Source organism: Pseudomonas sp. ADAK7 (assembly GCF_012935675.1).
Lineage (GTDB): Bacteria > Pseudomonadota > Gammaproteobacteria > Pseudomonadales > Pseudomonadaceae > Aquipseudomonas.
Map to the genome: position 1 here is coordinate 909,957 of NZ_CP052861.1, position 18,869 is coordinate 928,825.

At 54.4% G+C, this 18,869-nt stretch carries 15 protein-coding genes and 1 pseudogene; 7 read left to right on the plus strand and 9 right to left on the minus strand.

Features of this window, described 5'->3' with window-relative positions; all coding sequences use genetic code 11:
* Nucleotides 1-272 precede the first annotated feature (272 nt).
* Complete coding sequence (locus HKK53_RS04135; protein WP_178117440.1) at nucleotides 273-1,172, minus strand: phytanoyl-CoA dioxygenase family protein; 900 nt, start codon at nucleotides 1,170-1,172, stop codon at nucleotides 273-275.
* Nucleotides 1,173-1,548: 376 nt separating this feature from the next.
* Here HKK53_RS04135 and HKK53_RS04140 point away from each other — a divergent pair, with 376 nt between their 5' ends.
* A complete protein-coding gene (locus HKK53_RS04140) occupies nucleotides 1,549-2,349 on the plus strand; it encodes an SDR family NAD(P)-dependent oxidoreductase (RefSeq protein WP_169369657.1) in 801 nt (266 codons plus the stop codon).
* Nucleotides 2,350-2,381: 32 nt separating this feature from the next.
* Here HKK53_RS04140 and HKK53_RS04145 read toward each other — a convergent pair whose 3' ends face one another.
* The 7 genes from HKK53_RS04145 to HKK53_RS04175 form a co-directional block, all read right to left on the minus strand.
* The gene (locus HKK53_RS04145; protein WP_169369658.1) at nucleotides 2,382-3,677 is read right to left on the minus strand and encodes an NAD(P)/FAD-dependent oxidoreductase; all 1,296 of its coding nucleotides are present in this window, start codon (nucleotides 3,675-3,677) and stop codon (nucleotides 2,382-2,384) included.
* A gap of 146 nt (nucleotides 3,678-3,823) precedes the next feature.
* Nucleotides 3,824-4,720: an alpha/beta hydrolase gene (locus HKK53_RS04150; RefSeq protein ID WP_169369659.1), complete on the minus strand. Its 897-nt coding sequence runs from the start codon at nucleotides 4,718-4,720 to the stop codon at nucleotides 3,824-3,826.
* 519 nt (nucleotides 4,721-5,239) lie between these two features.
* Nucleotides 5,240-6,580 carry an OprD family porin gene (locus HKK53_RS04155; protein WP_169369660.1) on the minus strand — a complete coding sequence of 447 codons (1,341 nt, stop codon included), beginning with the start codon at nucleotides 6,578-6,580 and terminating at the stop codon, nucleotides 5,240-5,242.
* Between the two features lie 119 nt (nucleotides 6,581-6,699).
* On the minus strand, nucleotides 6,700-7,578 hold the full coding sequence (locus HKK53_RS04160; protein WP_169369661.1) for a 5'-nucleotidase, lipoprotein e(P4) family: 879 nt from the start codon (nucleotides 7,576-7,578) through the stop codon (nucleotides 6,700-6,702).
* Nucleotides 7,579-7,711: 133 nt separating this feature from the next.
* The gene (locus tag HKK53_RS04165) at nucleotides 7,712-9,016 is read right to left on the minus strand and encodes an alginate export family protein (RefSeq protein WP_169369662.1); all 1,305 of its coding nucleotides are present in this window, start codon (nucleotides 9,014-9,016) and stop codon (nucleotides 7,712-7,714) included.
* A 160-nt stretch (nucleotides 9,017-9,176) separates the two neighbouring features.
* The gene (locus HKK53_RS04170) at nucleotides 9,177-10,208 is read right to left on the minus strand and encodes an AraC family transcriptional regulator (protein WP_169369663.1); all 1,032 of its coding nucleotides are present in this window, start codon (nucleotides 10,206-10,208) and stop codon (nucleotides 9,177-9,179) included.
* 119 nt (nucleotides 10,209-10,327) lie between these two features.
* Nucleotides 10,328-10,969, minus strand: a complete 642-nt coding sequence (locus HKK53_RS04175; protein ID WP_169369664.1) for a TetR/AcrR family transcriptional regulator — start codon at nucleotides 10,967-10,969, stop codon at nucleotides 10,328-10,330.
* Between the two features lie 322 nt (nucleotides 10,970-11,291).
* Between HKK53_RS04175 and HKK53_RS04180 the strand changes: the two genes are divergently transcribed.
* A complete protein-coding gene (locus tag HKK53_RS04180; RefSeq protein ID WP_169369665.1) occupies nucleotides 11,292-12,467 on the plus strand; it encodes an AraC family transcriptional regulator in 1,176 nt (391 codons plus the stop codon).
* Nucleotides 12,468-12,548: 81 nt separating this feature from the next.
* Here HKK53_RS04180 and HKK53_RS04185 read toward each other — a convergent pair whose 3' ends face one another.
* On the minus strand, nucleotides 12,549-13,421 hold the full coding sequence (locus HKK53_RS04185) for an NAD(P)-dependent oxidoreductase (RefSeq protein ID WP_169369666.1): 873 nt from the start codon (nucleotides 13,419-13,421) through the stop codon (nucleotides 12,549-12,551).
* A 339-nt stretch (nucleotides 13,422-13,760) separates the two neighbouring features.
* Here HKK53_RS04185 and HKK53_RS04190 point away from each other — a divergent pair, with 339 nt between their 5' ends.
* From HKK53_RS04190 to HKK53_RS32940, 5 genes and pseudogenes are all read left to right on the plus strand, one after another.
* Nucleotides 13,761-14,741 carry an aminotransferase class IV gene (locus tag HKK53_RS04190; RefSeq protein WP_169369667.1) on the plus strand — a complete coding sequence of 327 codons (981 nt, stop codon included), beginning with the start codon at nucleotides 13,761-13,763 and terminating at the stop codon, nucleotides 14,739-14,741.
* Between the two features lie 94 nt (nucleotides 14,742-14,835).
* Nucleotides 14,836-15,717, plus strand: coding sequence for a phytanoyl-CoA dioxygenase family protein (locus HKK53_RS04195; RefSeq protein WP_169369668.1), 882 nt, complete (start codon nucleotides 14,836-14,838; stop codon nucleotides 15,715-15,717).
* 147 nt (nucleotides 15,718-15,864) lie between these two features.
* A complete protein-coding gene (locus tag HKK53_RS04200) occupies nucleotides 15,865-16,752 on the plus strand; it encodes an NAD(P)-dependent oxidoreductase (protein ID WP_169369669.1) in 888 nt (295 codons plus the stop codon).
* Between the two features lie 31 nt (nucleotides 16,753-16,783).
* Complete coding sequence (locus tag HKK53_RS04205; protein ID WP_169369670.1) at nucleotides 16,784-17,311, plus strand: NAD(P)-binding domain-containing protein; 528 nt, start codon at nucleotides 16,784-16,786, stop codon at nucleotides 17,309-17,311.
* A gap of 571 nt (nucleotides 17,312-17,882) precedes the next feature.
* Nucleotides 17,883-18,644 (plus strand): annotated as a pseudogene (locus tag HKK53_RS32940) (PDC sensor domain-containing protein); the annotation flags it as partial.
* Nucleotides 18,645-18,869 lie beyond the last annotated feature (225 nt).

Genomic DNA, 18,869 nt, shown 5'->3' on the forward strand with positions numbered 1-18,869 from the left:
TTCTGTATTCAAATGGTCATTTTTTGGCCATTTGACATTTTTAGATGTCTCTGTGTGCTGCATTGAGAAAAAACTTACACTTGCATTCCCCTGTTCCCTATCGAGCATGCTGTTCAAGTTATTCCCCGCACTTTGGACTTGTGATCATCCAGGCATCTTCGAATGCTTTTTACATAGTGGCAGGCCATCCCAGAGCACAATGGTACTTTCTGAAAATAAAAAAGCCAAAACTGCAATCATTCAGTCTTGGCTTTCAGTATGTAAGCGGTCTGTCAGCGATTTGTACTGATCAACCCCAATGCCTCAGGAACATTATCAGCCTGTAGGAAAGTATGTGGGCTCACCATCTTTCCCCCCGTCTCGATCCAACCCATGTAGTTGTCACCCGCATCCCACCCCAGCAGACGTTGCACTTCGCTGGGTAACTGCTTGAGCGTGTCGAACGGTACAGACAAATACTGATTTTCTTCCTGACGGACACTGCCCAGGTCGAGGGCCATGGTTAATCCAGTACGGGGTTTATCAGTGGAGTTGGTGCCACCTCCGTGATAAGTCGAGCCAATAAACAACAACGCGGAACCAGCAGCCATCTCAGCATCGACAGTATCTTCAGGCATGGGGCAACGCTCGTCGTCCCATTTGTGGCTACCAGGAATCACTTTAGTGGCACCGTTGGCCGCGGTGAAATCAGTTAGCGCGACCATGATCTGCAACCGCGCTTCACGGCCATAGTGCGGGTGACGCCAAAGGAAGCTCGTATCGTCGCGATGCAGCGGTTGCTTACCCTGCCCTGGGTGAAGTTGGATTGCTTGGGTCATACCGATCTGAATTTGCGGGGTGATGGTTGTCCGCTCCTGGCCGAACCATACATCCACCGGTTTCTGCAGGATCCTGCGTGCAGCCCCCAGATACAAGGGGTGCATGACGACATCGACCATGCGCTTGCAGCGCGCGAACAACCGGCTTGCCCGGCGGGTCGATGTGCCAACGAAAACGTTTTCATGACCGAAACTGGAGGTGTCGAGCGCCGCCTCGATCTGCCCGTTGAGTTCAAGGAGGACATCATCTGGCATGAAGTCAGCAATGATGACACCGCCATCACGCTCGATGATCTCAACGACCTGTTCTACCGAAGCGTTGCCCGGCAGGGTCACAAGGGACAGCTTGGACATGAATGTATTCCTCAGGATGGGGGGGTGGTTTTTCTCAGGCGATCGACAACGGAAAAATACGCGCAAAGCGCTGAGACTCACTCTTGATGTATCCAGCCAATCAGGATGGCTTGCCATTGATTCTCCGGGCAAAGGTCGCCGGGTTTAAAGGCGCAAAGGGGTCAAAAAGGGGATCGTAGGCGACACGTCATCACGGTGTTCAAGGCGAACGCTCGACCACTGACGCCTTGCGCTACGTCCGCTCAGGACATGGCCATTGAGCAGCGGAAAATTGGCCCTCGTTCACCTGTTCGTCATCGTCAAGGTCGCCCTACGCTGAGTTCACCGGTAACGCGCAGGCGTAGCCCATGAACTCACAACTACAAGGGACCCTTGAATGGATATGAAACTGGCTGGAAAAGTCGCAGTGATCACCGGCGCGAGCACGGGGCTCGGTCGAGGCATCGCATTGAAACTGGCCGAGGAAGGCGCTCACCTGGTGATCGGCGACATCAGCGAGGCGAGCAATCCTGGCGGCTTCGACGAGCGACCTGAGCTGACAACCGCCGAGCTGATTACTCAACGTGGTGGCCAAGCGCTGTTCCAACATTGCGACGTGACCCGAAGCAGCGACTTGACGGCACTCGTCGAGGCAGCCACCCGGACGTTCGGGCGAATCGACATCATGATCAACAATGCCGGCGTTTATCGCGACGGCAAACTGATTCATGAGTTCTCTGAGGCAGAACTGGATCTGTGCCTGAACGTCAACGTGAAAGGCACTTTCTTCGGTTCCCAAGCCGCAGTCAGGGCATTCCTGCACCAAGGCGGGGGCGGCAACATCATCAACCTGGTGTCCACCGCAGGCCTGCAGGGTCACCCATGGCAATCTGTGTACAACGTTTCCAAGGGCGCCCAGGCCAACCTGACGCGTTGCCTGGCCATCGAATATGGTCACGAAGGCATTCGCGTGAATGGTATCTGTCCGACGTATGCCAAAACCGCCCTGACTCGCGCCTTGATGGAGCAGCCCGGCTATGTCGATGACTTCAGTGAAACGATTCCACTCAAGCGTTGGGGGGAAATCGACGATGTTGCCGATCTAGCGGTGTTCCTCGCCTCCGAGCGCTCAAGTTACATCCATGGCGCACTGGTGCGCATCGACGGCGGTGAAACCCTTTCCCGCTACTCGGTCTGAAGTTCACATCCCCTCTGACGAGGGGATTTTTATCAATGCAGACGCAAGCGCGGCCGAACCTTCCGTTGCAGCAGGTCCGCGATCATCATGAAGATCACCTTTCGCACGCCATACAACGAAGCCTGGTGCATGCGATACAGGGAAAGGTAAAACGCCCTGGCCAGCAAACCCTCAACAAATCGGCTGCCGGTCAAGTTGCCCATCAAGGTGCCTACTGCGCTAAACGAAGCCAGAGAAATCAGTGTCCCGTAGTCTTTATAATGAAACTCCCGCAGGGACTTGCCCGCGATGCGCAAGGCTATGTTTCGTGCCATCAACTGTGCTTGCTGGTGAGCGGCCTGCGCGCGCGGCGGTACAGTACGGCCTTCAGTCTCCGGGATCGGGCACGCGGCACAATCGCCCAGCGCGAAAATCGACTCATCGCGGGTAGTCTGCAACGTGCCTTGCACCATCAATTGATGGATCCGGTTGGTTTCGAGACCATCAATATCTTGCAAAAAGGCCGGCGCACGAATCCCCGCTGCCCAGATCCGGATATCGGCCTGAATAAACTCGTCACCACAGATCGTTAATCCGTCGTCAGTCACTTCATTGACCGCAGAGTTTCTCAACACTTCCACGCCGAGCTTGTGCAGCTCGCGATGAACAGCCTGGCTGATGCGTTCCGGCAGCACCGGTAAAACTCGCGGCCCCGCTTCGATTAAGGTAATGCACAGGTCTTCCGGGCAGGCCTTTCTCACGCCATAACCTTGCATCAAGCGTACGGCGTGGTGCAGCTCGGCACACAGCTCAATACCTGTCGCGCCGGCGCCTACAACGGCGATGCGCAAAGGCTGTGCCGCGTTGGAGGCATGCCCACTCAAATAACGACTCAGCAGCGCTCTGTGCAGCCTCTCAGCCTGAGCGCGACTGTCCAGGAAAAGACAATGTTCCTGGACCCCTTTTGTACCGAAGTCGTTGCTTTGACTGCCAACCGCCAATACCAGCGTGTCGTATGCTATTTCGCGCTCGTCACTGATGGGCTCGCCGGTTCCATCGATGCTGGTCGCCAATCGAATCTTTTTGTCTTCACGGCAGAGTCCGCTCATCCTCCCGTATTGGAAGTGAAAGTAATTCCACTTGGCCTGGGCCACATAGTTGAGTTCATCAACCGAAGGATTCAGAGAACCCGCGGCGACTTCGTGCAACAGCGGTTTCCAGATATGGGTAAGGTTGGCATCCACTAACGTAATGTGGGCCTTGTTCGATTTACCCAAGGTTTTACCCAGGCGAGTTGCCAATTCCAACCCGCCAGCGCCGCCGCCGACGATAACGATACGGTGAGTCAATACGATTACCCCAAATGCACTGTTCACCCTGAAGTCGTAACCTCAGGTCTATTCACAATCCAGCAACATGCCCGGTGGTATGACCCGTTAGAGTTCCTCACCCATTGCCTTCGAAAGTGCAACAGGTGAACACTCATCGCGTGAAGTCAGAGGTGCTGTTTGAACCACTCAATCGCGGTCGAGCTTGAGGCAGGGAATTCACTCAAGTAGGGATCGAAATGCCCGCAGTCGAGCAGCATCAACTGCTTGGGCTGCAACGCTCGCTCGTAGGCTTTCAGTGCCAGATCCGGAACGGTAACGGTGTCCTTTTTCGCCACAATCATCAGCAGTGGGGTTGGGCTGATGCGGTCGATTGCGTAAGCCGGTTCGTACTCGTTCAACAGTTCGATGCTTTTGAGGGTGACCTCGTTGCGCCAGCTTGGGGCAACGGCGCGGTGGCTATCCATGAAGTAGTCGTACGAGTCCTGGCCTGGCAAGGCGCAATCACTTTTCGGATCTTCATTCACCACTTCCATGACAATCGGCGGCTCACCGGCATAACGAGCGGCGCGATCTTGCTCAAAGTAGTCGATCACACCTGGGAGCAGGTCGGGACGAATAGCGAAACGTACGTCCATGGAACCGCTGATGGCTGGCACCTGTGAGGCGACGCATTTAACCCGACGATCAAACGCTGCAACTTGCAGTACGTGGCCACCGCTGTAGCTTGAGCCCCAAATGCCAATACGCTGCGCATCGACGACGTCGAGCGTGCTGGCGTGACTGATTGCATCGCGGTAATCACGAACCTGAAGCAGCGGATCGGCCTCCTGACGTGGCTGGCCTTCGCTTGCACCGAAATTGCGGTTGTCATAGATCAACACAGCAAAGCCTTCACGGGAAAAGGCCTCGCCGTATTTATCCAGATATTGTTCTTTTACCGCCGTAAAACCATGGGCCATGACAATCGTTGGATAAGGCGCCTTGAAATTGTCCCCCGGTGTAAACAGCCACCCTTTCAAGGTCAAACCGTCGGTTGTTTTAAAGCTTATATCGGTGCGCATCTGTCAGGCCCCTGTGTCGATAAATGAACTGACCGGTCTCGACTGGCGAACCGGATAGCTGTTCAAAGTATCGGGATGGTGGCTACTGCCTCACAGGTGCGTGGCGGCCAAAATGCATGGATCATCCGGCCAGCTCAAACGCCTTCGGGGGGAACTGGAATCAACGTGTTTCTCTCATTACGCCACTGCATCAAATAAGGATGAGATGTCGATACACAACAAACTGGCCATCCATCACCGACCATTGGCCACGGTGCACCTTTAGAAAATCACGGTTAGTTTTAAAGTAGCTCCACTCGCTCTCCTGCGAGACCCGACGAAATTTGCGCCTTACCAACGCTCCACCATTTCGTTCGGGTTCACCTGGCAATGCCCTTGGTTCAGGTGATTTTATGGCGTCCTCTGGACGCCTTTTTTTTGTGCCATTCATTGCGCCCCAAAGGGCATTACAAGCGCAAAAAAACCGGGGAGTCGTAAGACACCCCGGCCCTGAAACCAACGAATCGAAAAAACCGGAACCTACAAAAACTTGATGGGGTAGTCGACAATCAAGCGGACTTCACTGCGATCGACTTTTGCTCCCTCGGCATCCCCGCGGTGCCAGGCCTGGCGGGCACGCAACAGCACCTTGGCTGGACCGAATTGCTTTGTATACCTGAGCTCGACGTTGGTTTCACGCTCTCGATCATCCTTACCGTAACCGTAGACTTGATAAGGGCTGTCCTCATCCATCTTCGTCCCATCAATGCCTCTGCCATTGATATAGCGCGCCATCAGGCTCAGACCCGGAACGCCGTAGGTATCGAATTTCAAATCATAACGTGCCTGCCAGGACTTTTCTCCGGGGCCATTGAAGTCAGAGTACTGGACAGAGTTGGCCAGGAGAATCGAGTCGCCATACGCGCCCGCCCCGTTATCCCCGAAAGCAACATAGTCGAACGGCGTATCCCCTCGCACGCTCTGATAGGCCAGAGAGAGCGTATGGGCGGTAAGAAATGTATAACCGGTATACAGGGACCAAGATGTATTGTTGATGTCCCCTGCTTCGGCTTTTCCTTCGTCCAACGTCCTGTAGATGTTGAAGCTCGCCGCCAACGTCTGTCCATCAGACAGCGGCTGACGGTAGTTCAGGTCTGCGTAATACTGATTCCAGATATCTTTGAACTGGGAACCGTACAGCGAGGCGGACAGCACGTCATTTATCTTGTACTTGGTACCGGCGAAATCGACGCTGGGCGTCGTCTTGTTGGCGTAGTAAGCAAACAACTCGCCTTTGGAACTGGTCGTCGTCGGCCCGTATCCCGCGGTGAAATGTCCCGCCTCAAGATCCAGCCCTTCAATCTCCTTGCTGAGCAGATTAAAACCTGTCGCCATCTGTGGCATGAGGCGGCTTCCGCCTGCCGCAAAGACCGGAGCAGTTGTCTGCATCTGCCCCCACTTCAATAAGGTTTTTGAAGCCTGGGCTTTCAATACCCCGCCGGCATGGCCGTAGTCATCTTCCGGTTTTCCATCACGCCCTATCGGCAGGTTACCGGTACGTGTGGTCCCACCTCCGCCATCGAGCTTCACCCCCAAATAGCCAAAGGCATCGAAGCCGAATCCAATCGGCCCTTCGGTGAATCCTGATTTGTAGTTGGCCAAAAATCCCTGCGTCCAATCCTTTTTGTCTTTTGCCCCTCGTGTATTGTTCTGGCCGAAATAGTAGTTACGCAAAAGCAGCTCAAAACTACTATCACCGATAAAACCTTTTGTGGCAGATGAAGTGTTCGCACGTTCATCGGCTTCTACCAATTCTGGCACGGCGATGGTAACTGCCAGCGCAATAAGCCCCTGCTTAAAAGACTGTACCTTGTGTGTCATTTTATCCACCTCAACTCGTTGACCTTATAGATGGCTCTGCTCATTCATACGCTGTAGTTGTCAACAAAGAGCACCGCCAAGCCGCGCGCCTATTCCGGCGCGCACTTGATGATTTAGGGTTAGCGAGAAACTTTTAGGAGATCGGTTTTCCAGTACTCAAGCGCATGAAGTCTTGCCTCGCGCTTTTGTTCGGCATTCATCTTCCCATACCCTTCTTGCAGATGGTCAAGCCAGAAGCCGTAGGTCGGGTTTGGCAGTACTACGAAGCGTTTTCCGAATTGATCTTTCAACTCGTCAACTTTTTTGTTTCTTTCTTCGCTGGTCGGCATTTCGAAGGCTTTAGAAAGATCGATCAGGTTATCGCCCATCAACAGAACGATATCGTGCGTCTGTAAAACTTTCTGTCTGCGCGGCTCTTTGGTCGAACTGCCGTTTCTATCCATGAACAGCAAATGACTTTCCTCGACCTGAGGAAACCCGAGTTTTTTAAGGTTTTTCAGGGTTCCCGGAACGTTCTCCAGATAACGGTTGGACACGTAGAATATATCCACACCTTTTTTGGCTACGCCATTGAGAAACTCAACAGAACCCGGCGTTGCGGCTGCATCCGCAACATCGGCCCATTCGTCCCAGAATGGGTAATCATCCGTTCCATCAAGCGCTAGCAACGCCAGATAAGGGCCGTTTTCCAGAATGGTTTCATCAATGTCTATCACGATTGCCGGCTTTTTCTTATAGCTTTTATCCACCAGCGCCTTATCCAGGATCATTCCACCTAAATTGAAGGCCTGATAGAACAGTGCTCGTGCCTCCGCCGACTGCTGAAGCCACAGAAGTGCATTGACATTGTTATTTTCGAAGCCACCCGACTTGGTAACTGCCGTCGTTCCTGGCAAGGGTGTTTTTACGTCAACTGTTGTTCCTTCGGCGAAGGCCACGCCCACTGCAAGCGAAGAAACAACCGCAAGGGAAGCAAAAAAACGAGTCGTTTTTTTCATAATTTCAATCCATCCACTATTAGTAATGACGCACGATCTTTCGGCAAAGCGATCACTCAACCCCTTCGCAAAATCTACTTATATGGTTCGTGTTTTTTTGAAACTCGGACTGCAGCGCGATAAACAAATGAGTTTAAAAACTCCAGGTCACCAAGGTTTGAAAGAGGTGCGAAGTATCGTTGGCACCGAATGACTGCTTCGCGGCATCTCCCGGCAAGGCAACGCCATACAGTGCGCTAACTGTAAGTGATGGCGTAGCTGTCCAATTCACGTACAAATCCACTTCCTTCCCGAAGTCACGGCTGTCGATCCCGGTCGGTGCTTTATCCAGGCGAAAGCGATAGCCCATCAAACCAACCGTGACATTTTCCCTTGGCTGGATAGCCAGTTTGAGCAAATCGATATTCACATTGCTGTTGAAGAGCATGTACTCACCGACAATCTCGCCTTGGTACCAGGTACCGTATTCGCCGCCGTAACCATAAGTCATCGGATCGTAATCATCGGAGTATTGAGTGCGGCGATAGGTCAAGGTCGGCTTCCATTGCACGTCGGTGAAGGCATAGCTCAGTTGCGCGTACCAACCGTGAGCCGATTTGTCTCCATCACCGCCCTTCTGCCACACGTATTCACCCGCCATGCCCACCTGAGGAAGCGCCGCGATTGGCGTGCCCTTCGCCCTCACGTCATAGACATCGACCCCATCCCGCAAGGGGTTATCGGCGTCCAGGGTATGGTAGTAAGTCGCACCAAGTGTCCCCAGAGTATCTCGCCATTCGAGATTGCCGCCGCGCATACGCAGGTTTTCTTTGTAATTGGCATAGTCCAGATCAGAAGTTGCGATCAGATCAAACAGGTCAGCATGAATCTTGCCGGTATCGAGTTGAGCGATGAACGTCTGTTTGAAAGCGGTGCGCGGCCCAATCCAGGCTGCGGCGTCTTTACCCTGGTCCGTATTACCATCACCGATCAGGAAGCCGTCGCCTATCATGAAGTTCTGTCGACCAGCACTCAGCTTGATTGCATCTTTGCCAAGGTCGGGCAACAGGTCACCGCTTTTCCAGCCGACGTAGGCTGCTTCCAAACCGATGGACTCCGGATCATCGTGAGTGAAACCGCCTGCATCGCTGCCACCGCGGGTCATTGCACCGACGGCTGAAACCCCACCGAATACGGTACCGTAGGCGGTCTGCGGACCAGTGAGTTTCACCCCGGGCAGTGCAAAGCCTTCAAATCGACTGGAGTTGCGATCGGTTTCCAGTCCGATGCTGCTCGTGCGCCCACCAAACGCTTGATCGCGATGATTCAGATAGGCAGCGCCCAACGTCACCGAGGGTTCTACAAGCACATCACCTACATTGAAGCTCTCAAGAGCAAAACTTGAACCCGCGTACAAAGCCCCCACGCCCGCAGCCAAATAGCGAACCGAAACTTTCATAACCTGCCCCTTTCTCAATAGCCATGATGTGAAAATTGACGCACCAACCACTGGCGACTTGATAAGGATTGTCTGAGTTAGTGGCAAAGGGCTAAAGGCGCAAACGGGTCAAAAAGGGGATCGAACAAGACACAGATCGATCCAGCCTGGCAGCGACACATCAGTGCCGAACGCGAGATCGATACTGGGAGGGCGTGCAGCCACTCCAGCGTTGAAAGGCTCTGCGAAAGGCCGCCGATTCACTGAAACCGAGTTGCTCGGCAACCCGCGCCACCGGCACCTGCTGCAACAGCAATTTCTGCGCACGTTCATAACGCAGCTCGCCCAGCACCTCATTGAAACTAGTACCGGCGGCACGTAGATGACGTTGTAATGTTTTGCTCGAACAGTCCACGGAGTCGGCAACGTTCGTCAGGGTTGGAGACTTGTCGAATTGGGCGCAAATGGCTGAACGGACATTGCTCAGAAAATTACGCGGAACCTCAAGGCTGAACTTCAATTCAGAGCACTGCTTCTGCATTTCACCGTGCGCTGCCGGATGAGCCCACGGCAACGGCAGATCGAGCCAGCAAGCATCAAACATTAGCGCACAGGACGATCCCGGCCCCATCGACACTGGGCACTTGAAATGGGCTTGATAGGTAGTGCAGTCGGCGCTCGTAGCACCGCGAATATTGACGGCCAGCAATGGCAGGTCTTTCCAGAGCAGGTTGCTTATCAGCCTCTGCAATGCCATCGAACAGAACTCGACGGCCAATAAACGCAGTTCAGCTTCTATCTCGAAGGTGTCACTGATATGGAGCGTCGCAACGCCGTTGTCTTCGGTCAATTTCAGGACGTAACCCGTGCCGAGAGGTAATGGGTATTCAAACAACAAGGCCAGTGCGGCTCTGAGATTACTACTGGAAAGCAGCGTGAATCCGAAAATCCCATAGGACGCCAACTTGCATCGACTTCCCAGCACAAGCCCAAGGTGCCTGTCGCCTGTCAGACGCAAGGCATTGCGTAGAATCGTGAATTCCTGGGCTGATGTAATGAGTTTCAAGCCCTGATGAAGCTCTTCAGCCTTGAGATCGACTCCCTGTAATAGCGCTTCAGTTGCATGTCCGGTCTCACAAATCAGTGAGTCGACCAGTGCGATGAAATGCATCGTAGCCATCCGATCAATCTCTTGATCCGTGGACATTGCCATGACGTGGATCCCCCTCGATAACAATCATGAGAGGAAGGGTAGGCTTGGCCTTTGCCATCAAACAGGTGGTAAATGACCAATAATGCACGTGGAACTGGCCGATCTCCACACCTTGAAAATCACCCCTCGAGGATCGTCTTCAACCACAAGGTTTTCATGGTCTTGAGCAGGGCGTCCCAACTCACCGACTCGGCTCCGATCTGTTTGTTGTAAAACATTACGCCTTCGATTTGAGAGGCAATCAGGATCGCGTGAACCCTTGCTTTCTCGAGCGATATCGAAGGGTTAACTTCCACAATCAACTCGCTGAGTGTCTGGCAAAAATCACCGTAAATCCTCTTCAGCAAGGCATTTACAACCTCATCATGTTCTGCCAACGCCCAGACCTGGAATGAAAACGAAGCAATCCACGGGTCTAGCGTGGCGGCCATGTCTCCATCGAGTATTGCCATAAAGCGCTCTTGAGGCGGCATAGCGGTGTTGCTGGCGATATCGTGAAAAAGCGTGACAAAACTCTCTATTTTGGCCCTGATCATCGACGCCAGCAGGTTTTCAGTCGTCCCGCAGTAGTGCTGGAGGTTGCTCAAGCTGATGCCCAGTTCGCTCGCCACTTTGCGGGCGGAAAACTGCGCATAGCCGTCGCTGACGAAAATGCTCGCGGCGACTTCTATGATGTCTTCGATACGCTGAACACGTTTTTTTTCGCGAGGACTTGCCGTTCTCTCAAACAACGACTCGGCTCGTGCAGTTTCCGTTGGCATTAGACGCTCCCTCCAGACTCAAATTAATTTCATGAACATGCCAGTTTGCTCGGTCCCGGTCCAGACGCAAGGGTAGTCCCTGCAACGTCCGGTTGACGTCGCCCACCCGAAAAGATTGCAACGAATTTTAGTTCCTTCGCTTGACATAGGTCAATCGACCGTATTTTATAGGTCAATCGACCTATGCGTATTTTTGCGTCAAACACGACCGAGCAATCAGAGCGATTAATCGCCGCGTTCAGTCTGTAGCGATTTTTCTTAACTGTGATCATCACCCTCCCCGGCCCGCCATAACCGAGTAATCCGTATCGGCTCCTGACTGATGGAACCCAATCAGATCAGGGTTTGCACGCGATCAATCGACGAGGGTTGTGAAATGGTCTCAATACACACGTCACCCATCACCTTGGACGACAAGGTTTTCTCGACTGCCGAACTCCTCGCCGTGGTCGCGCTCGCCAAACATCGGCCAGATACGGTGGAAGATTGCCTTGCTAGCGCCGCGCTCACACAACAGGCCCTGGATGAGCCTTCGACCAGGGTCTCCTTGAATCAGCTTTTCATGGTCCTCTCCTCTTGCTGCTCCGCCATCAAGGACCCATTGCTGGCGCTGCGGGTCGGCCAGCAGTTGCACCTGACCGCCTACGGCATGGTCGGATTTACACTGCTGAGCAGCGCAACGCTGGAAGAGGCAATCAATATTGCCAATGACTTCGCCTTGCTGATGAACTTGAAACAACAGCTGCACCTGGGGCACCAGGATGGCCTGACAAAAATTACTTTGATCGACCATCTCTCCTTACTTGGCGCGGACAAATACTGCTGCGGGCTGCTGGAAACCGCGAAAGTGCTCACGCTGCTCAGAGATATTCTGGGACAGGATTTCTCACCGGCCCGCGTCACTTTGAATTTCAGTGGAAGCGAACAGGATGCCGAATCCATCAGCGGTTTGCTGCAAACATCTGTGACTCTGAACAGCCCGGAAAATAGCATCTGTTTCGACACCCGCTATTTGGGTACCTCGTTGCCACAGTCTCACAGCATCACCCATAACACCTGCAAAACCCTGTGCAAACACCAGCTTCGGGAAATCAGCCTACGTTATGACCTGTGTTATCAAGTGCAAAGGATCCTGCTGTCATCGACCCACCGCATTCCAACCCTCCCGGAAATCGCTGACCAACTGCACCTGTCTCCCCGTACATTACGACGGCGCCTGGAAGCGGGGAAGACCTCTTACAACCAGATCCTTGAAGGTGTTCGCAGAAAGCTGGCCATCAGTTATCTGCTTGACACCCCCATGACGACTGAAGCCATCTCCGAAAAACTCAGCTATAGCGACGCTGCAAATTTTCGTCATGCCTTCAAGCGCTGGACCGGCACTGGCCCAAAGGCGTTTCGTTTGCAGAATCGAGAGATCGACTGCATGCCCATTGGTCTGCACGCTATTGCAGGCAATAGTCGATCATCGAGTATTCCGAGCGTGAGGCACACTTGACGCAACCTGACCCGGTTGAACGAGAAAAGCTCCGATCAACGATCGGAGCTTGATAAAAAATCGCCAGCCGCTAAACGGCTTTCAGCGTCGAAATACTTCGTACACCGCCGGCAATTCATCCTTCTCATAGCCTTTGGCTGCAGCCTCATCCACATAGCCGGCAAACAACTCGAGCAGACCATGTTCCACCCCTACATGTTTCGCGCGCTTGAGCAAAGAGCGTACACCTAGCGCATGCACATGAACGGACGCTTCATTACCGGAGTAGTCTTGTTTATCGACCAGATCGACCGTACGTTGCCAGGTGGCTTCAATGACAGGTTTGAAGACATCCAGCGCGCCTTTCAGCGTCTTGATATCGACGCCCTCGGCAGCCAGCATCGCCGCACTCTGCATCAGGCCGAAGGCGCTGCCGTACATAATGGTCAACAGCCCACCGTCGAGCAGATTGGCGGCCTCGGGCTTCTCGCCGACATAGGTCATACGCCCTCCCAGCAGCTTGAGTTTCGACGCCCAGTTGTCCCAGACGTCGCACTCACCCGATACCAGCAACATGCACTCAGGCTTACCCACCTGGGTCGGGTAATCCATGATTGCCCCGTCCAGATAGCGAACGCCGAATTGCTCGGCCCACTGAGCGCCGAGACGCGCTTCGCTTTCGTTACCCGTGGTGAACTGCACCACCGTTCTGTCTTTGAGTAGCGGCTTTATCGCCTCGACATGGAACAACGCGTCACTGGTTTCGTAATCGGCCAAACAGACAATGATCAGCTCTGAGGCGGCAATGGCGTGCTCGAAGCTGGTCGCCAAACGAGCGCCCGATTTCACCAGGGCCACGCTTTTTTCGGGCGATCTGTTCCACACCGTGGCAGTCAACCCCTCCTCAAGAAATGGCAGAACCAGGGCAGCGCCCATTTGCCCCAAACCAATGAACGTAACGTCGGACTTTTCCATATCAATCCCTTCTGACTAATGAACAACTCGGCGACACATAGCGTGATGCCGGGCTAACTCTAGGCAGGCCCGCATGATTGAAAAAGGTGATTTGTGGCCAACAAAGAGTCCTTGGTTGATCGTGACATCCGTGAGCGGACCAACACCTTTCCACTGTTCAAAGAGGTTGAAACGACCAAAGGCGAGTGCCAAAAGTTGTGGCCGTCGAGCATTTGAATTTTGGCCCCCGCTCACCTGTTGGAGGATGTCGGGACGCCTCTACTATGAGCTCACGGGCTAGATGACCGAGCGGCGGACGCGGCGGCAAAGCCCATCTTCAACGGTGGATAGATATCAAAAATGAGCATCATCCAAGCACAACACATCATGCTGAATGACCCGGCTCACGCCCGTGCCGCCTTCGATCCGAAGTACTCTTATGGGTCGGCCTTCACCAACGGCATCTACGTCGATCTTGATCACGCCACCGTTCCCTTGTCCGATCTGGGTTTCACACAGGCCGACGCCGTCTATGACGTAGTCAGCGTCAGCAAGGGCTGGCTGTTTCGTCTGGAAGATCACCTGGAACGCTTCGAAAAGGGCTGTGCCAAGTTCTACTTGCGCAACCCGTACACCAAGACTCAGACCATCGACATCCTCACCACACTGGTGAAACAGGCGGGCACCAAAGAAGCTTACGTCTGGTGGGCGGTCACCCGTGGCAAACCGCAGGACAGCGCACGGCGCAAAAATCCGGACAACTACGAAAGCCGCTTCTACGCCTTCGTAGTGCCGTATGTATTTATCTGCCCGGACGAACAGCGTACTCGCGGTATCGATCTGATGGTCAGCCAAAAATACCTTCGTATCCCCCCCGAGTCCGTGGACCCGACCGCCAAGAACTTCCACTGGATGGACCTCAAGCTTTCGCTGTTCGAGGCCGGGCGGAACAAGTCCGACTGGTCGGTGCTGTGTGACGCCAAGGACAACCTGACTGAAGCTCCCGGCTCAAACATCTTCCTGATCAAGGACGGGGAACTGTTCACTCCCGACTCCGGCTGCCTGGAAGGTATTACCCGAAAAACCGCCCTTGAACTGGCAGCACAAATCGGTATGCCGATTCATGTCGAAAAAGTTCACGTCGAGCAACTGCGCAATGCCGACGAAGCCTTCTTGACCTCCACCGCTGGAGGAATCATGCCGGTCAACTCCGTCGACGGCAAAGTGCTCGGGGGTAAAGCAGGCCCTGGCGAACTGACAACAACACTGCACAACCTTTATTGGACCAAACGCTGGGATGGCTGGCTGGGCACCCCAGTCGATTACAGCCACCCCGCTTGAGGGTCGCGATGAGCCTGGGGCTTTCCTCTGCGCAAAGCCGCTTCTGCCCCCTTCAATCCACCCACCCTATTCAGCCTGACGAAAGGTTTTGACCATGGCCAGCACAAGCAAAAACGTCTTCAAGGAAATCACGATTGATACTCCCAAAGAAGAGGTTCTGAAGATCCTCGCCGAGGACGCGGGTGTCATCATCAAGGGCTTGTTGAACGCAGAGCAAGTCGCTCGATTCAACACCGAGATCCAACCGGAAATGGACAAGATTCCTGCCGGCTCCTCCAAGATCAATGAAGGGGCCCAGGATTTTCACGGTGCTCAAACCAAACGTTTGACCAACCTGGTAACTCACAGCAAGACCTTCCGTGAAGAAATCATCGATCACGACAAAGTCCATCAACTGGCCCATGCGATCCTCAGTCCATGGTGTGACACATACTGGATGGGCACCGCTCAAGTCATCGAGATTGGACCAGGTAACAAGCCTCAACCGCTACACCGCGATTTCGAGAACTACATGGCATTCAAGGAAATGGGCGTTAAGGCCCCGGATGTGATCTGTAACTTCCTGATTGCACTCACACCGTTTACCGAAGAGAACGGTGCCACCCGGATCATCCCGGGGAGTCAGAACTGGCCCGACTACAACGACCGGGGCACCCATGATCAGACCGTACCGGCGATCCTGGAACCCGGCGATGCATTGTTCTTTACCGGAAAGATCGCCCACGGCGGCGGCGCCAACGTTACCGCCGATCAGTACCGCCGCGGCGTGGCCTTCACCTTCAACCTGGGTTGGCTCGTGCCAGAAGAGGCCTATCCATTTGTCGTCAACATGGACCTGGTCCGGACACTGACACCGCGCGTGCAGCAAATCCTGGGATTCCGCTCCTTCACCGCCGACCTGTATGGCCTGCCTGGTCTGTGGCAGGTCAATTACGAAGAGATCGCCGATTACATCGGCCTGAATCCTCCGAAATAAGCCTTGTCGCGCAAACCGTGGATAGTGCTCGGCAAGACTGTCCACGGTTTTTTCGAGCCTGACTTCATTGCTTTCAAGTAACGGCCTTTTCCCGGCATATGTTTGCTGTTGGATCGCCTGTTTTAGGCTTTTTTTGTGAGGCTTGCCATGTCTTTGACTAACTCGGTCGACAACAGCGTCAGCATTCTAGGCATGGGTGCAATGGGCAGCACGCTTGCGAAGACGTTGCTACAGAACGGTTATCCGGTGACGGTTTGGAACCGCAGCCCGAAGCGCTGTGTTGCACTAGCAAGCGTCGGCGCTACGGTTGCCATCGATGTTGCAAACGCAGTCACCAGCAGTCGGTTGATCATTATTTGCATGATAGACAAGTTGGCCGCTGAAGCTGTTTTGCATGACTTACACGATTCCCTGGATCTACAGGGACGCACCATCGTCAATCTCAGTACCGGCGCCGTGGCCGATGTGAAACGTATCTGCAGTTTCGTTGAACGGCACAACGGCGTTTATCTGGACGGCGGAATCATGTGTTATCCGAAGGACATTGGAGGGCTCAACACAGCCATCCTGTACTCCGGAAATCACGCCGCCTACACCCAGCATGAAACCACGCTGCGCGTGCTGGCTGGCAACCCGAAATACCTCGGGACTGACCCAACCACCTGCACCCCGACCTATCTTGCGTTGTATGCGTTCTATTTCGGCGCTCTCGCCGCCTGGCTCGAAGGTGCCGTTCTGGCAAGCAGCGCCGGCGTGACGCCACAGGCGTTCGAGCAGCTTTCGCCGATCATGATCGAGATGCTGGCAGACGGGATCAAAACAGCCAGCGATCGCATCAAGGACGATAACTACGGCGGTGATCAGGCGTCTGTCGATGTCCATGTCGCCGGCCAGGAAATCGTCCGCGATGCCTTGCGCAGTGCCAACGCCCCATTCGCGGCCACCGATGCGTTCCTTACCTACTGCAACATGGCCCAGAACAAAGGCATGGGCGAGCAAGACATCGCTTCGCTGTTCCGCGCCATGCATCCCTGACATAGCCCTCTTCGACTGACGGAGAATTGACATGACTACAACGCCTCACAGAATCGCAATCATCGGCCTGGACACTGTTGGCAGCAACATCGCACGCATCCTGGCGGGCCAGGGTTTCCAGGTGGCAGGGCTCGATCCGTTGCGGTGCAATCTGGTGGCGCCCTGCGATGGCGTCAAACTGCTGCGCAACCTGGAGCAGGCCATCGAAGCCAGCGATGTGGTCATTGCCTGTTTTCCGGATCAGCTCCTGATGAATGCACGGCTGTGCAGTCCTGAAACCACCTTTGGCCTGCACGGCAAAGCGTTGATCAGTTTCAACACTTCGCACACGCGCCCCGCCGCATCGGCACGTTCCATGGGCGAATGGGCTCGTAGCGAGCATATCGACTACCTGGAAATCCGCCTCGACAGCCCCGCGCCAGACTCAAGCCACAGCGCCTGGCAACTCCGTTGCTCCGGACCACGCCGGGCTTTCGAACGCCTGAAACCGCTGTGCCAGAAACTCAGCAGTTCGTTGACCTATCTGGGCACCGATTGCGGCGCCATTCTGGAACCATGACCGGCGTTTGACTCGCCCCTCTCTCCTCTCGCTATCAGGCTGCGTCGACATGCCACGTACTCTCTCGATCAAATTCAAAATCGTGGCCCTGACCGGGCTGTGTTCGACACTGACACTGGGCGCGGTGATCGGCACCAACCTCTACGAAGCGAACAAAGCAGACCGCCTCATACGCGAACGCAGCAGTGCAACTCTCGAAGAGGCCGCGCGTCGACAGCTGACGAGCAGTGGTGAAGTTCAGCGTCTGCTGGTGAAGAAAAAGTTCGATGATGCGTTGTTGCTGGCTAACGACCTGTCCAGGCTGTTTCTGTATATGCGTGGGCAGATTACCGAAGGACTTTCGAACGAAAGCGATACTCGCCGCAATCTCCTGCAGCAAACCAGGCTTAGTTTGGCAGCCCATCCCGAGCTACTCGGTATTTTCGTTGCGTTCGAGCCAAATGCCCTCGCAGCGGGTGATGCCTCTTTCCAAGGCAATTCCGAACTGGGTGGCAATGCCACAGGCCGCTATTCCAGCTACTGGTCACAAACCCGCCCTGGACACCCAGAGTTGAGCATATTCGAAGAGGAAATGTTCAACAGAACAACCCCGGATGCCAGCGGAGTTCCGTACAACTATTGGTATGTCTGCGTAAAACAGACATTGGCCCCCTGCCTCACCTCACCCTACGCCGACGTACTCGACGGCAACCCTGTCCGGTTGATTTCTTTGGCGGTACCCGTGATTGAAAATGCCCGTTTTATAGGCGTTGTTGCCATCGACATCAACATCACCGACCTCCAGAAACAGAGCCAGGAATTGGCCGCATCGCTCTATGCTGGTAAAGCAACTGTTAGCGTTATCAGCAACACTGGCGTGGTCGCCGCCAATAGCTCGAATGAGCAAGCCAGCGGAAAAATGGCCGACGCAGTCGGACTTGGCAGCCAGCAACAATTCAATTCCGCAGAAACGGCTGGAACGACCCGCAGCCAACAGAATGGCGACACCTTTCAACTGCTGTCGTCCTTCGAGCCCTTACCTGGAGCGGCCCCTTGGTCAGTGAAGATAGACGTGCCATGGGAGGTGTTGATGGCACCGGCCAACACTCTGGGCACGCAACTCGATACCCAACGCTATGATTCAACGTTCAGGCTTGTGGGGCTCGGTGCCCTGCTGGCGATCATAGGCTTGGCCCTCATCGCGTTGAGCACGCATAAAGTGTTCCGGCCGCTCAAATCCATTACGGACATGATTCGAGAGATCGCAATCGGTGAGGGTGATCTGACCAAACGCATTATCTACGCACAGAAAAATGAGCTGGGCGAACTCACTGGCTGGCTCAACCGTTTTCTGGACAAACTACAGCCCATCGTTCGTGACATCCAGGACGCCGCCCAGAAAACCCGAGAAGCGGCCGCTCAGGCCTCCCTCGTCGCCAGTCAGTCACATGAACGTCTTCAGCAACAGGCTGGCGAAGTCGATCAGGTGGCCACCGCCTCTACCGAAATGGCCGCCACGGCCCAAGAGGTCGCACGCAGTACCTCTTGCGCTGCGCAGGCGGCGCAAGACACCGACAAG